The sequence below is a fragment of the Kordiimonas pumila genome (assembly GCF_015240255.1).
GTDB lineage: Bacteria > Pseudomonadota > Alphaproteobacteria > Sphingomonadales > Kordiimonadaceae > Kordiimonas > Kordiimonas pumila.
The window spans coordinates 2,299,204-2,316,980 of the sequence record NZ_CP061205.1 but is presented as its reverse complement, the minus strand read 5'-3'; the positions used below and the strand labels follow the sequence as shown (position 1 = coordinate 2,316,980).

General features: G+C 45.2%; 16 protein-coding genes. 7 read left to right on the top strand and 9 right to left on the bottom strand.

Annotation, left to right across the window (positions count from 1 at the left end; genetic code table 11):
- Positions 1–31: 31 nt before the first annotated feature.
- The 5 genes from ICL80_RS10075 to ICL80_RS10055 form a co-directional block, all read right to left on the bottom strand.
- A complete protein-coding gene (locus ICL80_RS10075; RefSeq protein ID WP_194211885.1) occupies positions 32–766 on the bottom strand; it encodes an RNA methyltransferase in 735 nt (244 codons plus the stop codon).
- Positions 767–2,104: a cysteine--tRNA ligase gene (cysS, locus tag ICL80_RS10070; RefSeq protein WP_194211883.1), complete on the bottom strand. Its 1,338-nt coding sequence runs from the start codon at positions 2,102–2,104 to the stop codon at positions 767–769.
- A complete protein-coding gene (gene gltX, locus ICL80_RS10065) occupies positions 2,101–3,432 on the bottom strand; it encodes a glutamate--tRNA ligase (protein ID WP_194211881.1) in 1,332 nt (443 codons plus the stop codon). The genes cysS and gltX overlap by 4 nt, the downstream gene beginning before the upstream one ends.
- A 46-nt stretch (positions 3,433–3,478) precedes the next feature.
- Complete coding sequence (locus tag ICL80_RS10060) at positions 3,479–5,149, bottom strand: NAD+ synthase (RefSeq protein ID WP_194211879.1); 1,671 nt, start codon at positions 5,147–5,149, stop codon at positions 3,479–3,481.
- An 87-nt stretch (positions 5,150–5,236) separates the two neighbouring features.
- Positions 5,237–6,610, bottom strand: coding sequence for a class II 3-deoxy-7-phosphoheptulonate synthase (locus ICL80_RS10055; RefSeq protein ID WP_194211876.1), 1,374 nt, complete (start codon positions 6,608–6,610; stop codon positions 5,237–5,239).
- A gap of 219 nt (positions 6,611–6,829) precedes the next feature.
- Here ICL80_RS10055 and gph point away from each other — a divergent pair, with 219 nt between their 5' ends.
- On the top strand, positions 6,830–7,492 hold the full coding sequence (gph, locus tag ICL80_RS10050) for a phosphoglycolate phosphatase (protein ID WP_194211874.1): 663 nt from the start codon (positions 6,830–6,832) through the stop codon (positions 7,490–7,492).
- Here gph and ICL80_RS10045 read toward each other — a convergent pair.
- The 4 genes from ICL80_RS10045 to ICL80_RS10030 are packed head-to-tail and all read right to left on the bottom strand — an operon-like array spanning position 7,452 to position 10,606.
- Positions 7,452–8,495 (bottom strand): nucleotidyltransferase family protein, encoded by a 1,044-nt coding sequence (locus ICL80_RS10045; protein WP_194211872.1) that lies wholly within the window; start codon positions 8,493–8,495, stop codon positions 7,452–7,454. The two genes, gph and ICL80_RS10045, sit on opposite strands and share 41 nt — an antisense overlap.
- Entirely contained in the window at positions 8,492–9,424 is a 933-nt protein-coding gene (locus ICL80_RS10040; RefSeq protein ID WP_194211870.1) for an HprK-related kinase A, read from the bottom strand. Before ICL80_RS10040 ends, ICL80_RS10045 begins: the two co-directional genes overlap by 4 nt.
- Positions 9,417–9,731: an HPr-rel-A system PqqD family peptide chaperone gene (locus tag ICL80_RS10035; RefSeq protein WP_194211868.1), complete on the bottom strand. Its 315-nt coding sequence runs from the start codon at positions 9,729–9,731 to the stop codon at positions 9,417–9,419. The genes ICL80_RS10040 and ICL80_RS10035 overlap by 8 nt, the downstream gene beginning before the upstream one ends.
- A 35-nt stretch (positions 9,732–9,766) precedes the next feature.
- Positions 9,767–10,606 (bottom strand): hypothetical protein, encoded by an 840-nt coding sequence (locus ICL80_RS10030; protein ID WP_194211866.1) that lies wholly within the window; start codon positions 10,604–10,606, stop codon positions 9,767–9,769.
- Between the two features lie 309 nt (positions 10,607–10,915).
- On the opposite strand from ICL80_RS10030, the gene ICL80_RS10025 reads away from it, so the two are divergent.
- The 6 genes from ICL80_RS10025 (at position 10,916) to phoU (ending at position 17,757) form a co-directional block, all read left to right on the top strand.
- On the top strand, positions 10,916–12,223 hold the full coding sequence (locus ICL80_RS10025) for a sensor histidine kinase (RefSeq protein WP_194211864.1): 1,308 nt from the start codon (positions 10,916–10,918) through the stop codon (positions 12,221–12,223).
- 144 nt (positions 12,224–12,367) lie between these two features.
- Positions 12,368–13,444, top strand: coding sequence for a PstS family phosphate ABC transporter substrate-binding protein (locus ICL80_RS10020; protein WP_194211862.1), 1,077 nt, complete (start codon positions 12,368–12,370; stop codon positions 13,442–13,444).
- An 87-nt stretch (positions 13,445–13,531) separates the two neighbouring features.
- Positions 13,532–14,911 (top strand): phosphate ABC transporter permease subunit PstC, encoded by a 1,380-nt coding sequence (gene pstC, locus ICL80_RS10015; protein ID WP_194211860.1) that lies wholly within the window; start codon positions 13,532–13,534, stop codon positions 14,909–14,911.
- Positions 14,912–14,918: 7 nt separating this feature from the next.
- Positions 14,919–16,235 (top strand): phosphate ABC transporter permease PstA, encoded by a 1,317-nt coding sequence (gene pstA, locus ICL80_RS10010; RefSeq protein WP_194211858.1) that lies wholly within the window; start codon positions 14,919–14,921, stop codon positions 16,233–16,235.
- A gap of 2 nt (positions 16,236–16,237) precedes the next feature.
- Entirely contained in the window at positions 16,238–17,038 is an 801-nt protein-coding gene (gene pstB, locus ICL80_RS10005; protein ID WP_316242964.1) for a phosphate ABC transporter ATP-binding protein PstB, read from the top strand.
- A 14-nt stretch (positions 17,039–17,052) separates the two neighbouring features.
- On the top strand, positions 17,053–17,757 hold the full coding sequence (phoU, locus tag ICL80_RS10000; RefSeq protein WP_194211856.1) for a phosphate signaling complex protein PhoU: 705 nt from the start codon (positions 17,053–17,055) through the stop codon (positions 17,755–17,757).
- The last annotated feature ends 20 nt before the right edge of the window (positions 17,758–17,777 follow it).

The window sequence follows — 17,777 nt, the reverse complement described above, 5'->3', positions numbered from 1 at the left end:
TAACAATGCATATAATCTCTGCAAAGTGCCTCTATTCAGGCTTTCGCCGCGATAATGATTTTACAATACCCCGCATAGTCTGAACTTCCTGTGAACAGAAACCCGCATTTTGGATTAAGTTTCTGATGGTTCGACGCATACTATCCTGTCTGTCTTTACTTCTAAAAAAACCAGACTTTGTTAATTCAGCCTCAAGGTGCTCCATAAGTCCGACCACTTCTGCTTTTGTGGCCAGTCCTTCTGGGTGTGCAGGCTGATGCACAGGTGTAGTATCATGTGTTTTAAAGAGCTCATATGCAACCAGTATCACGGCCTGCGCCAAGTTCAAGCTACCATATTCAGAATTAACTGGCACCGTTAAAACCGTATCTGCAAGAGCAACATCATCATTTGTCATGCCAGACCGCTCTGGCCCAAACAGTATAGCGGTCTGATTGCCCATTTTCTGAAGGCCGTGGATTTGTGCAGCGGCCTCAGACGGCGTCACAACCGGCTTAGGCATATCCCTGTCTCTCACTGTTGTAGCATAAACGTGCGTGCAATCAGCAATGGCCTGTTCAACAGTTTCAAATACACGCGCCGCCTCAATCACACGCCCCGCGCCAGCTGCAGACGGGCCTGCATCAGGGTTTGGCCAACCATCTCTCGGGGCTACAAGCCGAAGGTCAGTTAAACCAAAATTCAACATAGCCCGTGCTGTCTTACCAATATTTTCGCCCAGTTGTGGCCTTACAAGTACGATAGCGGGCAAGAAACCTTTGCTCATTTAGTCAGCCTTACGCCAAAGAGTGCCTTCTGGCGTATCTTCCAGTGCAATGCCAAGGCCGAGCAGCTCATCACGGATTCTATCAGACTCTGCAAAGTCCCTCTCACGGCGGGCTTGATTACGAGCATCAATCATCGCATCAATAGCAAGCGGTGAAATATCGCCTGCAATACCGGCCTGAAACCACTCAGCAGCACTGCGTGTTATAAAGCCAAGGAACTGAGCGCCAGCTTTCAGCTCTGAAGCCGTTTCATCCGCTGCAAGCTCGTCAAGAGCTGCGATTGCTTTTGGGGTGTTAATGTCATCTTTCAAAGCATTCACTACTGTTTCTGGCACGGTAGATGCTGCCTCAACATTGTCTGTTATCCTGTACCAGCGATCAAGGCGACGTTTTTGCTCGTTAACACTTTCAATAGAAAAATCAATCGGTTGCCTATAGTGCGCCGTTAAAAGCGAAAGCCGCAAAGCCTCTCCTTCATGATCTTTAAGAAGATCATCTACTGTGTGAAAGTTGCCGAGTGATTTGGACATTTTCTCGCCGTCAACAGTCAAATAACCGTTATGCATCCAATACTTAACAAACTGTTTACCGTGTGCGCACTCACTTTGAGCAATTTCATTCTCATGGTGTGGAAATATTAAATCTTGACCACCGCCGTGAATATCAATGGTTTCACCCAAATGCTTTTCAATCATGCAGGAACATTCAAGGTGCCATCCTGGCCTTCCACGACCCCAAGGGCTACCCCAACCAACCTGATTTTTTGTTGACGGCTTCCACAGTACAAAATCTGCAGGATCGCGCTTATAAGGAGCGATTTCAACTCTGGCACCCGCAATCAGTTCATCTCGCCCGTGTTTTGAAAGAGCACCATATGTTTCCATTGAAGGCACATTAAACATAACATGCCCTTCCGCCTCATAAGCATGGCCCTGTTCAATAAGGCTCTGCACCATCTTAATCATCTCAGGTAAATGCTCGGTTGCCTTAGGCGTAACAGATGGTGTCAAGGCCCCAAGGGACGCCATATTCGCCGTATATGCCTCAGCATATCGGCGTGTGATAGCTTTAATGCCCACACCTTCAGCATCGGCTGCAGCCATTATCTTATCATCAATATCCGTAATATTACGGGCATACTTAACATGTTCCGTGCCGTAGAGGTGCCGTAATAAACGAAACAACACATCAAAGACAACAACAGGTCTCGCATTACCAATATGGGCGTAATTATAAACCGTAGGGCCACAAACGTACATCCGTACATTTAAAGGGTCTATCGGCTTAAAAACCTGCTTCTCACGCGCCAGCGTATTATATAGCCTTACCTCTGTCACGCGGCCTTACCTTCCAGCCGTGCCACCACTTTTTCACGGCCTATTAAGGGCAGCAACATGCCCATATCAGGGCCGTGATCCTGGCCTGTAAGGGCCTGACGCAGCGGCATGAAAAGCGCCCTGCCCTTAATGCCGGTTTGTTCTTTTATAGCCGTTGTCCATTCTGACCAGCTATCCGCTGTCAGTTTGCCCTCAGGCAATAACGCAAGTGCCTTAGCCATATGGTCAGAATCTTCAATAACTGGGGTTACTGGGCCATTAATAATAGTTTGCCACTCACTAACATCAGAAATCTTTTTGAGGTTTGGTTGTATAATCGCCCAAAACTCGGCATCAAGACCCGGTAATCTGTCTTTCACTGCATCATATGGCAGCATATGCAGTATTTTTGTATTCAACAGCTCTAGGTCAGCAAGGTCGAGCTTAGCCGTAGAACGACCAAACTTTGCAAAGTCAAAGCCCTCTATAAGTCCTTTGGGTTCTATGAAAGCTTCGATTGGCTCACTTGTGCCAACCCGCGCCAAAAGAGATACTATAGACATAGGCTCTAGACCGGCTTCATCCCGGTATTCTGCGATAGACATAGCGCCGTGTCGTTTTGAAAGGCCCTCACCGCCCTTACCCGTTAAGAGAGCAAAATGTGCCATCTCTGGCACAGTGCCACCGATAGCTTCAAAAATCTGTGCCTGTACGGCAGAGTTGGTTACATGATCTTCACCGCGTACAATGTGTGTTATACCGTAATCCACATCATCAACCACGCTTGGTAGCGTATAGAGATAGCTGCCATCTTCCCGAATAAGTATAGGGTCTGATACAGAAGCCATATCGATAGATACAGTACCTCTAATCAAGTCATTCCATTCAACCCTGGAGGGAACCTCAAGCTTAAAACGCCAATGCGGCTGGCGGCCTTCAGCTTCATATGCAGCTATCTGTTCCAAAGTCAGACTTAAGGCAGCCTTGTCGTACACAGGCGGCATCCCTCGGCCCATCTGTATCTTACGCTTCATTTCCAGCTCGTCAGCGGTTTCAAAGCATGGATAAAGACGACCATCTGCTTTTAACTGTGCAACAATAGCGTCATAGCGCTCGAAGCGATCGCTTTGGCGAAAAGTTTCTGCCCACAAAAGCCCAAGCCATGTGAGATCAGCCTTAATTGCTTCTTCGTTCTCAACTGTTGAGCGCTCACGGTCTGTATCATCAATACGCAAAACAAACTGCCCACCCTGTTGCTGAGCAAAAAGCCAGTTAACAAGAGCAGCTCTGATATTACCCACATGCAGTTTACCGGTTGGTGATGGTGCGAAGCGTACTTTAACAGTCATAATATTTATCCTGGCACTTATTGCCTGATGATGTGTTGTCTATTGTTTAGGTCTTTCGGGCGCTTCGATACCCATTGGTGATTGGGTATCTTCTGTCCCTGCCAAAGTTCTTACGTGTAATCTTTACGCCCGGCGGCGCTTGCCGTCTTTTGTATTCTGCGATGTACAGCAGGTGTTCTATGCGCGCAACCTCTGATCTTTCATGCCCGCGCGCAACAATTTCATCAACTGACATTTCCCTGTCTACAAGGCACGATAGCATATCATCGAGCGCTTCATAAGGCGGCAAACTATCTGCATCTTTCTGGTCATCCCGCAATTCCGCAGAAGGTGGTTTTGTAATAATGTTCGCTGGTATCACTTCACCTACTGGGCCTAAGGCCCCGGCAGGGACAGAACTATTACGCCAGCTAGACAAGGCAAAAACATCTGTTTTATATACATCTTTCAGCACATTATAACCGCCACACATATCACCGTAGAGGGTTGCATACCCTACAGACATCTCTGACTTGTTGCCTGTTGTTACAACCATATGGCCAAACTTGTTAGAAAGAGCCATCAGGATAAGGCCGCGAAGACGTGACTGAATATTTTCTTCCGTTGTATCAGGCTTTAAACCTGTGAAAGCGTTCGATAGCATATCATCAAATGCATCAACACCGGGTTTTATAGCAATTGTATCATAGCGTACCCCAAGGGCTTTCGCGCATTTTTCAGCGTCAGAGAGGCTTTCCCCAGACGTATAGCGTGACGGCATCATAACACAGTGAACTTTATCAGCCCCCAGTGCATCAACAGCTACTGCTGCGGTTAAAGCACTATCAATACCGCCTGAAAGGCCAATAAGAACACCCGGAAAGCGGTTTTTGAGTACATAATCCCGCAGCCCCAGCATCATCGCTTGGTAAATGGTTTCCATTCTATCTGGCCGAGGTGCGTTATAGCTACTAAGGAGAGCAAGAACATGTCCCTGCCGTTCCCACCGCACAACAAAAGCTTCTTCTGCCCAGCTTTTCATTTGCACAGCAACATTGCAATCTGATGCTATTACAAAGCTGCTACCATCAAAAACAAGTTCATCTTGCCCACATATCTGGTTACAGAAAACAAGGGGCAAACCACTTTCTTCAACACGCTTTAAAGCATGTTTTTGACGCTCTATTTGTTTATCCATTTCAAACGGGCTACAGGTTGGGACGAGCAAAACTTCTGCCCCTGCTTTCTTCAAGGCTAAAGTGCAGCCATCAAACCACATGTCCTCGCAGATCATAACCCCCAGCTTAAAGCCTTTAAAAACTATAGGTTCAGGTAGTGGGCCAGCAGCGAAAACTCGCTTTTCATCAAAAACACCATAGTTTGGCAGTTCGTGCTTATATCGGACTTGTTGAACAATCCCGCCCGCGAGTAAAAGAATAGCATTTCTTAAAGTGCCATTATCATCCCAAGGACACCCCACAATTAAGCCCGGTTCATTTTCACCTTCCGTGATGGAAGCAAGAGCATGAATGGCACGCATCGCCTCTTGCACAAAGTGTGGCTTTAATACTAAGTCCTCAAGCGGGTACCCTGTAATTGAAAGCTCTGGCGTTAGTACAAGGTCTACATTCTCTGCAGACGCCAAACCGTAGTATGCCGCTATCTTTTCACAGTTCCCGGCAACAGCCCCCAGACTAGGGTTAAATTGCACCAGATATATGGACAAATCATTTTTCATAACGGACTTTTACCCCGCAAACACAATGTGAACAAGACAAAGAAAAGGGCGACACAAGCCGCCCTTACAATCTTATATCACCTTGCTTTAGGCAGCTGCATTTTTAACAAGGGATTCACGCTCATCTTTCAGGCTTTCCGCTAACTGGAACGCTAGCTCAATTGCCTGGCTTGCATTCAAACGCGGGTCGCAGTGTGTATGATACCGCGATGCTAAAGTATCTTCCGTCACAGCAATTGCACCGCCTGTACATTCCGTTACATTCTGGCCAGTTAGCTCAAGGTGAATACCGCCCGCATAAGTACCTTCTGCTTTATGGCAGGCAAATACTTGTTTCACTTCGGCAAGAATGCGCTCAAACGGCCGTGTTTTCAGGTCGCCAGACGCCTTAACAGTGTTACCGTGCATTGGATCGCATGACCAAACAACTTTACGGCCCTCTTCTTTTACCCGCCGCAACAAGCGAGGCAGATAGTCTTCGACCTTGTCTGCACCAAAACGAGAGATAAGCGTTAAACGACCAGCTTCGTTTTTCGGGTTCAAAATATCGATCAACCGAATGAGGTCATCAGGGTCTGTTGACGGACCAACTTTTGATGCAACAGGGTTACCAATCCCGCGCAGAAACTCAAGATGAGCACCATCAGTTTGCCGGGTACGATCTCCTACCCACAGCATATGAGCCGAAGTATCATACCACTGACCTGAAGTAGAATCCACGCGAGTAAGCGCCTGTTCATAACCTAGCAACAACGCTTCGTGCGATGTAAAAAAGTCTGTACCTTGCAACTGAGGTACAGCGTTCGCATTAATACCGCATGCTTCCATAAAGTTCAGAGCTTCGCCAATACGGTCAGCCAGTGCTTGATACTGTTCCCCTGCACCACTTTTTTCAACAAAATCAAGGTTCCAGCGGTGCACAGACATAAGGTTTGCATAACCACCCTGTGCAAAGGCACGCAGCAGGTTCAATGTTGCAGCAGACTGGCTGTAAGCTTTCAGCATTCTGGTTGGGTCAGGTATCCGTGAGGCAGCATCAAAATTAATGCTGTTGATAATATCGCCTCTATAACTAGGTAGCTCAACACCATCAATAACTTCTGTGTTAGAAGAACGTGGCTTAGCAAACTGACCCGCAAGCCTACCCACCTTAACAACAGGACAACTGGCCGCATATGTCAGCACAACCGCCATCTGCAGAATAACACGGAATGTATCGCGTATATTGTTTGGATGAAACTCAGCAAAGCTTTCAGCGCAGTCACCGCCCTGCAATAAAAATGCGCGGCCCTCAGCAACCTCAGCCAATTTGGCTTTAAGGTTTCGTGCTTCACCTGCAAAAACCAGCGGAGGATAGCTTGAAAGCTCTTCCTCAACTTGCTTTACAATATTTTGGTCAGGATACTCTGGCACCTGTATTACAGGTTTGCTTTTCCAACTATCGGGGCGCCATTCACTCATCACAGTTCCTCAATCTAGTTCCATCACATACCTAAACATGATCTTTTTTGGTCTGTAGCCTTACGGCGGACCCTTAAATCATGCAAAAATGTCAGACGCAAGTTATATCAACAGAAAATGCCCTATTACTGCTACTAAAATTTAAATAAACTTGCTTTTCAAACAGTGACCGATAATAGGTATGGGCGCTTTTGTGAGCTTCAAGGATACAGCTGCTTTATGACTAAATTTCCTGCCAAAATAGTGGTTTTTGATTTGGATGGTACCTTAATTGACACAGCAGTTGATCTGCATGCCGCAACAAACCATGTTTTAAAAAGCCTGAACATTGCTCCGGCTACACTTGAGCAGGTTAGGCCTTATGTAGGCTTTGGTGCTATTAAGCTTATTGAAACAGGTTTGGAACTCTCCGGCAACACAACTAAGTATAACGCACATGACTATAAAGACATGTTTCTAAGCTATTACAGCAACCACATCTCTGTACATTCCCGCTTGTTTTCGGGCGGTTCGGAAATGCTTAATACCCTTCAAGGTGCAGGGGTTAAAATGGCTATATGCACAAATAAACCTTTAGGTTTGGCACAGCAACTGCTGGGGGACTTAGGCCTTTCCTCTTATTTTGAAGCAATCACTGGGGGCGATAGTTTCCCTTATAAAAAACCTGACCCTAGGCATTTGCAGGAAACCATTAAACTGATGGGTATAAAGGGGCCTGCCGTGATGGTTGGTGATAGCTCACCGGATATTTTATGCGCTAAGGCAGCTGGTATACCGGTTATTGCCGCAAATTATGGCTACCCAGACCAGCCTATTTTATCTCTTGGGCCTGATGCTTGTATTACGTCTTTGTCTGATCTTGTTGGTCTATTAGACCTTTAAGACGCCGAAATAGCTTTACTGCTAAATGACCGACCAATTTGCCCATAGGCATTCGCATATAGTGGCTGCGAATATACAAAACCAGCTTTGCAAAATATGCTTGATCAGGCTTTTCCAGCTTTTGCCTGAAACACCATCTCACCAACACTGAAAGCTTAACCGAACTTCTCGTTAAAAGAGCATTGGCTCGTTCCTCATCAAGAAAAGCACCAACCGCCCATAAAGCATAGCTCACAGGCTTTTCTGCGCCCGTTGCTTGTGCACGGTGCCATAACGCTTCATCTTTGGTCTCTGGAATATCTTGCAATAGATACCATAGCTCCAAAACGCTGCGTGCTGGTGTATCAAAGGAGCCATCGGCAAATGAATGAATAGCCGAATGGATAAATGTATCTAATTCATCAAAAGTATAAAGGCCAGTATTGGCAAATGGCTTTATAGTATCAAAAAACAACTCGGATCTTATTTTAACACGAGCAGTTTTAGGCAACAAACAATGATGTACATCTAATATAGTGCGCCTTTTAGTGTGCCTTAAAGGTGGTAACTCATGCATATTTTCTCGGTAATACTGCTGATCATACGGATTAGCAGTTGTCTCATCAAAAGCCCATTCAGCTTCCAGTAATAGCTTTTCGGTTTTTTTAATATCAGCTTCTACAACAAGAATATCCAGGTCACTAACGCGCCTGCCACGGCCAGCCTTTAAGTCGGAAGCTACATAGGCACCGCCTTTAAGCAGAACCGCCTTTATATCACTCCCCAACAAAGCTCTTTGCAGGCGGTTTATTTCAAACTGCAGCATATTGTGATCAAAGCGAGCCCTATAAAGAGCATTTTCCATTACGTCATGGGTTTTGCCCGTTGCTTCATTCAACCAAACTGTAGCCATTTGGCCTAAAACATGATGACCATCAGCATAATTTAACAGCTTTGATCGTTCTAGCATATCATCAGGTAAAGGCATTTTACCGGCAATAACCCTTAACCACTGCGCGCTCATACCATCACCTTTGCAGCCAAGTCTTTCACCATTACCAAACTATCCCGCGTATTACCGTACACAAGTTCATAGGCTTCAGCACCAGCAACCATATTAGCAAGGGCAGTAAAGGCCTCTTCCCCAAGCAGGTGATAATTTGTCGAGCTTGGAATAAGTCGCATAATAGCTTCTGATTTAGCCATTTTACGAGCTGCGGGGCGTGCGCCTTCCTGAAAACGTGGAAAAAATATTAACCGAGTAACCGCAACCGGGTTTTCATTCAAAATATCTTCCGGCCTTGGCCGGCGGTATGCAATCTGCCCCTTTGGAGTGCCTGTTAAGGCAGGTGTCATCCAGTCAGGCCCAGACATATCCCGCACAATTGGGATGGAACTCCCTTTTAGGGAAATTGGTCGCGGGTAAGCATGCAGTTTTGCCGTTTGCAAATTCAGGAGGCCAAATTCATCAGAATATAACCTGTATCCTTCCTCCATTAATGCAGACACAAGAGTGCTTTTACCACCGCCAGATGCAGCACACATTAAGATAGCCCCTTTAGGCCCTGCAACAACACCTGCATGAAAGGTTACATAGCGGCAACACTTTAAAGCTACAGCAAGATTTAAGCCCATTTCAAAAGATAAGGCAGCCATACTTTCCGGCAGCGGAATAGCGGGCACCTGAAAGCCTGGGTCAGGGATAATTTGCTTACGAATATACCGCCGCACTATAGTGGGCGCACGCATCTCAAGCGTTATATCTGTAACATCCTGCATCACCAGCCGAACAGGTACATCACGGTATGCATCGTAAAAAAACTCAAGCAGTGACGGACTGTTTGCTTTAACAAGTGTCGTAAAAGGACCAAGCGACATTTCAAGCGTGCCTTGCTTCATAGCACCGAGAATTTCATCACGAGAAAAATCGCGTGCTCGCCGAAACTCAATCATCGCGCGCTCCAGTTACAGGTGTAACCAGCCCCGTTGTGTCTAACTCTGCAAGTGTAGTTTCAATCAGGCTTACAGGACAGTCCTCTTGGTCAAGCTCTAATTCCAACCAAATACGGGCAGCCAGATCAGCTACCTGCATTTTCTCATCACTTAAAAAATCAAGTATAGCGGCGGATAAGAAGTTCAAAATGTGAGTATCGCCAGACAGTTTATTAAAAACCAGAAAAACATCTTCAAACTGCCGGTTAGAAATATGGGCCGCATCTGCGACCCATAAAAAACTGGAATCAACTGGTCCTGCTGCCATAGCTTATGCTGGCCCCTTGCTGCTAGTTACCAGTTTTACTGCCCTAGGTATGTAAGAACAGAAACGATACAGGATATTCCCGGCCACGATCCAGCACCACCATAGCTGTCTGCATAAATCATGGAAAGTGTAAGAAAGAGACCATCGTCACCAGAAAGTGTCCAGTTACCTTGGTCATTCACATAGTCAGCAACCGAAATAGAGTGATTGGACCCATAAGTATAAAGCGTATAACCGCAGTCTACCCACTCACTTTCACCACAATCGTCATCTCCAGAACCATGGCCACTATCATCATCATCGTCACCGCTATTGCCATTGCCGTGGCCATTGCCGTTTCCGTTTCCGTGACTACCGCCATATGTACGCCCCATATTATCAGCAGCATAATAGCCGTGCTCATCACTACCAGATGCGGCATATTCATAGGTTAATGAATTACTGCCATGACCATGTCCGTGACCGTTACTACCACCATCATCGTCATCGTCACCCCAACCCCAGCCATCGTCATCGCCGCATTGATTACTGTTACTGGAGCAAGCATCAGGACGGTAACTTTCAGGAACACTGCCCGCAGGGAACACATAATCTGCACCATCTTTGAAAGACTGCACATCTGACACAAACATGCCATTTGCGCCTTGCTGGATACTGGCATCGCCCACCCAAGCCTGGCCTTCACTATCTACCAAAATCTTCAGATTACTAGGGATAGTAAACATACAGCGTAGCTGAGATATAATAGCTTCAGAGGCACTAGCGCGAAGCGTCAGCACCATAGGCATACCTGCCGCGCCCATTCGCAGCAATTGGCGTCGTTTAGCTCTAAACGCCCTATTATGGTCATGTGGCTGCTGTATTGGGTCTTGCATATGGCCTCACTAAGACACTGGAATAATAATAAGCATAGAGTAGATCATCTACTTTACACTATATGTATAAACATATTTATTCCAATTTTACAGATTATTATGCTTTAGGTCTAGGATCTTTTATCCAGTAATCGTTTTTGGCACACTTTTGTATTGAATTAAGCCTGAATTGATTGGTGACATATATAATTCATAAAAATGAAACATTTTTCATCTTAAATGACAGCGCTACTATTAAAGCTTGAGTTCTATACAGTAGTTTCTACTTCACCACATTTTCAACAGTAATATTATACGCAGTTTAACCCTATGAGTTCACCTTTAAAAGACTATAAAACCCTTGTAACAGAAAAAGGTATTCTCATAGTTATCATTGCTGTGATTGCAGTGCTATGGTCGGTTAACCAACTGACATTTATAAGCTTTTTTGTTATAGCAGGTAGTGCCGCCGCTCTTTTATTACAGTTAGAAGTTAATAACCGCATTGAGGAACTAAAAATCAGACGGTCTGTCGCTCAAGAACGTCGTATTACTAATGAACAAGGGGTTCAGTCCTTACGCGCTAATGCCTTAAACGGCTTACCCTCCCCTATAGTATTGGTTGATGACAACCATACTATTACCTTTGCTAACGATGCCGCACTAACCCTCCTTGGTCATGAAATTGTAACAAATGACGTTTTCCTTTATTTGCGCCAGTCAAGTTTTGTTACAGCTCTGGACAAAGTCCTTGCTGGAGATCCAGCCCATAATGGTACAATTCGTTACACCAACAGCCATGGTCGTAGCTTTGATTTAACACTGGGACCTGTCACAAACACGGAAGCAAACGCCGCTGAACCAATACAGGCACTGGTGTTCTTTTATGAAGTCACAAGCTTGTTACGTACAGAGCAAATGCGGGTAGATTTTGTAGCCAATGCCAGCCATGAGCTAAGAACCCCCCTTACATCCATTACCGGCTTCATAGAAACCCTTCAAGGGCCAGCACGCGACGACATTGAGGCGCAGCAGCGTTTTCTGGACATTATGTCAAGTGAAGCCGATAGAATGATACGCCTGATTGATGATTTATTATCATTGTCACAAATTGAAATGACACGCCACATCACGCCAGAAAGCACTATTGATGTACAAACTGTTATTAACAGTACAATAACAACCTTTTCAACACGCGCTAGCAAACGTGGTATTAAATTTATCTCAAATATGGAAGATAATTTGCCCCGCGTTGTCGCTGACAGTGACCAAATCACACAGGTTTTTGTCAACCTCATTGGGAATGCTGCAAAGTATGCAGATCAAGACACCAATATTCATGTGAGCGCCACTCTTGCACATACCGGTAAAAGCGTCATTCTTTCTGTGCGTGATGAAGGCCCTGGAATAGCGATGGAACATTTAGGCAGACTCACAGAACGCTTTTACCGTGTGGATACTGCCCGGTCGCGAAAAATGGGGGGTACAGGGCTTGGACTTGCTATTGTAAAACACATACTTTTGCGACATGGTTCACAGCTAGACATCAAAAGTAAAATCGGCCAAGGTACCGTCTTCAGCTTCAAATTGCCGGTTTCACGAAACACGGCCCCCAGTGATGTCACGAAAGTGAAATAATTAACACTAAGCGACTGTCATTAACTTGTAACATTCAAGCTGTATCGGTCACATGAAGATCACATATATAAAATCTAATTTTAGATGTGTTTCTTGATAACGAACCAAATCTTCCGCAAAAAATGCGGGTTGGAGAGGACCAGAATGAAAAAGTTAGCACTTCTTGCTGCCCTTATAGGCACAGTATCCTTCACTTCACAAAACGCTGAAGCACAATCACGCGATCAAATCCGCATTGTTGGCTCTTCTACTGTATTCCCATTTTCCACAGCCGTGGCAGAAGAGTTTGGGCGCACATCATCTTTTAAAACGCCAATTGTTGAATCAACAGGTTCCGGCGGCGGCCTGAAACTTTTTTGCGCAGGCATCGGCACGAGCCACCCAGATATTACCAACTCTTCGCGCCGAATTAAAAAATCTGAAGTAGAGCTATGCGCGAGTAATGGTGTATCAGACATCATAGAAGTAAAAATTGGATATGACGGTATTGTTATTGCCGCATCAAAAAATGCGGAGCCAATGACATTAACCTTAAAAGACCTGTATTTGGCTCTTGCCGCTAAGGTGCCTGAAAAAGGCACAGAGGGTGGTCTTGATCACATTATAGACAACCCATACAAAAACTGGAATGAAGTTAACCCTTCCCTTCCAAATAAACCCATTGTTGTGCTTGGCCCTCCTCCAACATCAGGGACCCGCGATGCCTTTAATGAGCTAGCAATTGAAGCAGGCTGTGATTCATTCTCAGGTAATGCAGCCCTCAAGAAAACTGAGCCTAAAACATATAAAGCTGTTTGCCTCAGCATTCGTGAAGACGGTGCTTATGTTGAAGCTGGTGAAAACGACAACCTTATTGTTCAAAAGCTACAAGCCGATGATAAAGCAGTTGGTGTCTTTGGTTTCAGCTTTCTTGACCAAAATGCTGACGTGATTATTGCTTTCCCTGTTGCTAAACATGTTGGTGACGAACCACAAGAGCCGACTTTTGAAGCGATTTCCGATGGTGCATACCCAATATCACGCTCTCTATTCTTCTATGTTAAGAAAGCTCACATTGGTGTTATTCCAGGCATTGAAGAATATCTTGCAGAGTTCACCAGTGATAAAGCAATCGGTGACCTAGGGTATTTATCGGATCGCGGCCTTATCCCTCTTTCCAGTGAAGAACAGGAAGAAGTAAAGCACGCAGCTGAAACGTTGAAGCCTCTGACTCTCGACTAATAAATACATGCTAGGGGTAAACACAAACTACCCCTAGCACCTGTACTAAAAAACACTGTTAGTGATAATTGTAACATATAGGCCGCCATGACTAGCTCCGTAATATTTGTTATTGTTTCTGTACTGGCCCTGCTGGCCTTCGCAATTGTCCGGCAGAAAGCACTTGCTTCTGTTGACGGTGATACATCCAAGCTACATTCACTTCCAAGGCACTATGGATATTTTGCAGCTAGCTGTGTGCTTTTGCCTTCTTTATTGGTGTTCATCCTCTGGATTATATTTGGCCAGGACATTCTTGAAAGCATCATGATTGCAGGTTTGCCGGAAGGGATAACCGAGCAATATAGAGAGCATGCAACACTCATTATTAACCGTATACGGCTGGTAATAGAGAATGGTGCTAATCTAGAATCAAACCCTGACATTTTAGCCGCTGCATCCCATTACCATGCGCTTTACTTGAAAGGTATATGGGCGGCGTTTAGTTTATCTCTTGCTGCTGGCTTACTAGGTTTGTTCTTTGCACTGAATAGAGCGCACGCTGACTTTCGTGCAAGAAATCGCTTTGAAAAAGTAATGACTGCCTTCCTGATTGCTAGTTCTGCCATCGCTATTTTCACTACACTCGGCATTATCATTTCATTGTTTTTTGAAAGCGTGCGCTTCTTTAAAGAAGTTCCTCTTACAGAATTTCTATTTGGTCTTAAATGGAGCCCACAGATTGCCCTACGCGCTGACCAAGTGGGATCTTCCGGTGCCTTTGGTGCTGTGCCCCTATTTGCCGGCACGTTTTTAATCAGTCTTCTCGCTATGCTTATAGCTGGGCCTGTAGGGCTGTTTTCAGCAATTTATATGACACAGTATGCAAGTGAAAGGGTACGCAAAATTGTAAAGCCTATGCTTGAAATTCTCGCTGGTGTGCCAACAGTGGTTTATGGTTTTTTTGCAGCCCTCACCATTGCACCACTTTTTAGAGATACAGGCGATTTTTTCGGCATTCACATCGCCAGTGAAAGCGCACTTGCTGCAGGTTTCGTGATGGGTATAATGATTATTCCATTTGTTTCATCATTATCAGATGATGCAATTACAGCAGTACCGAACTCCCTCAAAGACGGGTCTTTAGCACTAGGCGCCACAAAATCAGAGACAATTATAAAGGTGCTTTTACCCGCAGCACTACCCGGCATTGTCGGTGCCTTCCTACTTGCAATCAGTCGTGCCGTAGGTGAGACGATGATTGTTGTTATGGCAGCGGGCATGCAGCCAAACCTTACTGCTAACCCCTTTGAAGCAGTAACAACAGTTACAGTGCAAATTGTAGCGCTTTTAACAGGTGACCAAGAGTTTGACAGTGCCAAAACGCTCTCAGCATTTGCACTTGGTCTAACCCTGTTTGTTATCACAATGTGCCTTAATATCTTTGCCCTACGCGTTGTTAGAAAATACCGCGAAGCATACGAGTAATAAAACCATGTCTGAAACAGAAAAATTTCAACCGACTGACTGGACATCACCAGAGATGGCGAAGCGTATTAAACGTCGGTACAAACGGGAAAAAACATTCCGTATTTGTGGTCTGTCTGCCGTTATTATAGCGGGTTTATTTCTGGTTACCCTTTTAGGTAATATTGTCACAGATGGCATGAAAGGTTTTCTCCAAACCAGCATTGTTCTGGATATAACCTTTGATGAGAAAACACTTGGTAACCCGCGTGAAATTGGTATTGAAGCTTTTCAGGAACGTGTCAAGAAAACGAATATGCTTCTGCTTGTTCAAGCTGCAATGTCTCATCACTTTCCTGAAGTCACAAACAAACGCGATAAAAGAAAGCTGCTGAAACTGATTAGTACAGGCGCACGCGAACAACTGCGCAACGAAATTTTGGAAAACCCCAATTATATTGGCACCACTAGGCAGGTTTCTTTGCTTGCGTCTGATGATGTAGATCAGGTGGTTAAAGGAAATACTGACACCACTATTGTTGAGGCGAACCGTAAAGTTAAAGATGATGAGATAATCTGGCTAGACAAATTGGATTCTGAAGGCCGGGTGTCACTGAATTTCCATACTCGCTTTTTCACTCAGGGTGATTCTCGGGAACCTGAGCTTGCAGGAATTTGGGGGGCCGCTGTTGGTTCAGCCCTTACCCTCCTTGTAACACTTGCTATTGCTTTCCCTGTCGGTGTTTTAAGCGCTATATATCTAGAAGAGTTTGCCCCTAAAAACCGGTTAACTGATTTAATTGAAGTGAATATCAATAACTTGGCTGCAGTACCTTCGATTGTGTTTGGTTTATTAGGGCTAGCAGTTTTCCTCGGCTTCATGAACCTTCCTCGCTCTGCTCCACTTGTTGGTGGACTTACACTGGCTTTAATGACGTTGCCAACTATCATTATTGCTGCAAGGGCATCGATCAAAGCCGTTCCGCCCTCCATTCGCGACGCAGCCCGCGGTCTTGGGGCTTCACCAATGCAAGTTGTCTTTCATAATGTTGTGCCACTGGCCATGCCTGGCATTCTAACCGGAACCATTATTGGTATGGCACAAGCACTCGGTGAAACAGCACCGCTATTGATGATAGGCATGGTAGCTTTCATTGTTGATATACCCGGCGGAATAACCGATGCTGCAACCGCCTTGCCCGTTCAAATATACCTATGGGCAGATAGCCCTGAACGGGCTTTTGTTGAGAAAACTTCAGCAGCTATTATGGTGTTGCTGGCTTTCCTTATTGCAATGAACGGCCTAGCCATCTGGTTACGGCAAAAATTTGAGCAACAGTGGTAGAAATGTTTAAATCCTCACCTGAGTATGATTCAATGACAGAACAACGCACCCCTAAAATGTCTGCTAAGGGCGTAAATGTTTATTATGGCGATAATCACGCGATCCATAATATCTCTCTGGATTTATTTAGAGATGAAGTTACAGCTCTAATTGGCCCATCCGGATGCGGTAAATCAACCTTCTTGCGGTGCTTGAACCGTATGAACGATACTGTCGCCAGTTGCCGTGTAGAAGGCTCAATATCTCTTGACGGCGATGACATTTACGCATCAAAGATTGATGTTGTTCAGCTTCGCGCAAGAGTTGGTATGGTATTTCAGAAGCCAAATCCCTTCCCTAAATCTATATATGATAATATTGCTTACGGGCCTCGCATTCACGGCCTGTCAAACAATAGAACTGATCTTGATGAAATTGTTACCACAGCGCTTGAAAAAGCAGGCCTATGGAATGAAGTTAAAGACCGGCTCGATGCACCAGGAACTGCCCTTTCTGGCGGCCAACAGCAGCGGTTATGTATTGCGCGCGCTATTGCCGTTAACCCTGAGGTTATCTTAATGGATGAACCCTGTTCTGCGCTTGACCCAATCGCAACAGCAAAAGTTGAAAACCTGATTGATGAACTTAAAGGTAGGTATGCTATTATAATTGTGACACACAGTATGCAGCAAGCAGCCCGTATTTCACAAAAGACAGCATTCTTTCACATGGGTGATCTTGTTGAGCATGGCGACACAACAGAGATTTTTACATCCCCTAAAAAAGAACGGACCCGTGACTATATCACTGGCCGGTTTGGGTAAAGGAAAAGAATAGCATGTCAGAACATACTTTATCCGCGTATGACGACGAACTAAAGGAACTCCGCAGCATTGTTAGCCGCATGGGCGGCATGGCTGCTGATCAGTTAATCGCTGCCATGACAGCATTAAAAGAGCTTGATCGTGCTGAATCCAATAGGGTTCGGGAAGCAGACAAGGAACTGGACAAGCTTGAAATTACTGCTGAACGAGCAGCTATAGGTGTTTTTGCCCGCAGGGCACCTGTTGCTGACGACCTTAGGGAAGTAGTATCAGCGCTTAAAATGACTACCCTTATTGAACGTATGGGCGATTACGCCAAAAACATTGCCAAACGTACTCTTGCTATAACTGACGGCAAGCCGGTTGTTATGCCGCAAACGCTCGATGCCATGGCTGAAGCCGCACATCATATGATACAAGATGTAATGGACGCCTATGTTCACCGCGATGCTGACGCCGCCATGGAAGTATGGGAGCGCGACGAAACTTTGGACAATATGCATAATGCTGCTTTTCGGCAAATTCTCGCACGTATGATGGAAATGCCTGAGTATATTAACGCTTATACGCACTACCTCATGATTGCCAAAAACCTTGAACGCATTGGGGATCAGGCCACAAATATTGCAGAACAAATTTACTATACAATAACTGGCATCATGCTAGAGGATGCAAGGCGTCCGAAGAATGATAAAACCAGTACAGAAGTTATTCAGTAGCTGTATAAAACGCCTTTCGA

Coding starts and splice junctions, on each gene's coding strand:
- pstA (WP_194211858.1), top strand. CDS start 14,919: ATGTCTGAAACAGAAAAATTTCAACCGACTGACTGGACATCACCAGAG.
- pstC (WP_194211860.1), top strand. CDS start 13,532: ATGACTAGCTCCGTAATATTTGTTATTGTTTCTGTACTGGCCCTGCTG.
- ICL80_RS10025 (WP_194211864.1), top strand. CDS start 10,916: ATGAGTTCACCTTTAAAAGACTATAAAACCCTTGTAACAGAAAAAGGT.
- ICL80_RS10075 (WP_194211885.1), bottom strand. CDS start 766: ATGAGCAAAGGTTTCTTGCCCGCTATCGTACTTGTAAGGCCACAACTG.
- ICL80_RS10040 (WP_194211870.1), bottom strand. CDS start 9,424: ATGATTGAGTTTCGGCGAGCACGCGATTTTTCTCGTGATGAAATTCTC.
- pstB (WP_316242964.1), top strand. CDS start 16,238: ATGTTTAAATCCTCACCTGAGTATGATTCAATGACAGAACAACGCACC.
- ICL80_RS10035 (WP_194211868.1), bottom strand. CDS start 9,731: ATGGCAGCAGGACCAGTTGATTCCAGTTTTTTATGGGTCGCAGATGCG.
- gltX (WP_194211881.1), bottom strand. CDS start 3,432: ATGACTGTTAAAGTACGCTTCGCACCATCACCAACCGGTAAACTGCAT.
- gph (WP_194211874.1), top strand. CDS start 6,830: ATGACTAAATTTCCTGCCAAAATAGTGGTTTTTGATTTGGATGGTACC.
- ICL80_RS10055 (WP_194211876.1), bottom strand. CDS start 6,610: ATGAGTGAATGGCGCCCCGATAGTTGGAAAAGCAAACCTGTAATACAG.
- ICL80_RS10030 (WP_194211866.1), bottom strand. CDS start 10,606: ATGCAAGACCCAATACAGCAGCCACATGACCATAATAGGGCGTTTAGA.
- phoU (WP_194211856.1), top strand. CDS start 17,053: ATGTCAGAACATACTTTATCCGCGTATGACGACGAACTAAAGGAACTC.
- ICL80_RS10060 (WP_194211879.1), bottom strand. CDS start 5,149: ATGAAAAATGATTTGTCCATATATCTGGTGCAATTTAACCCTAGTCTG.
- ICL80_RS10045 (WP_194211872.1), bottom strand. CDS start 8,495: ATGAGCGCGCAGTGGTTAAGGGTTATTGCCGGTAAAATGCCTTTACCT.
- ICL80_RS10020 (WP_194211862.1), top strand. CDS start 12,368: ATGAAAAAGTTAGCACTTCTTGCTGCCCTTATAGGCACAGTATCCTTC.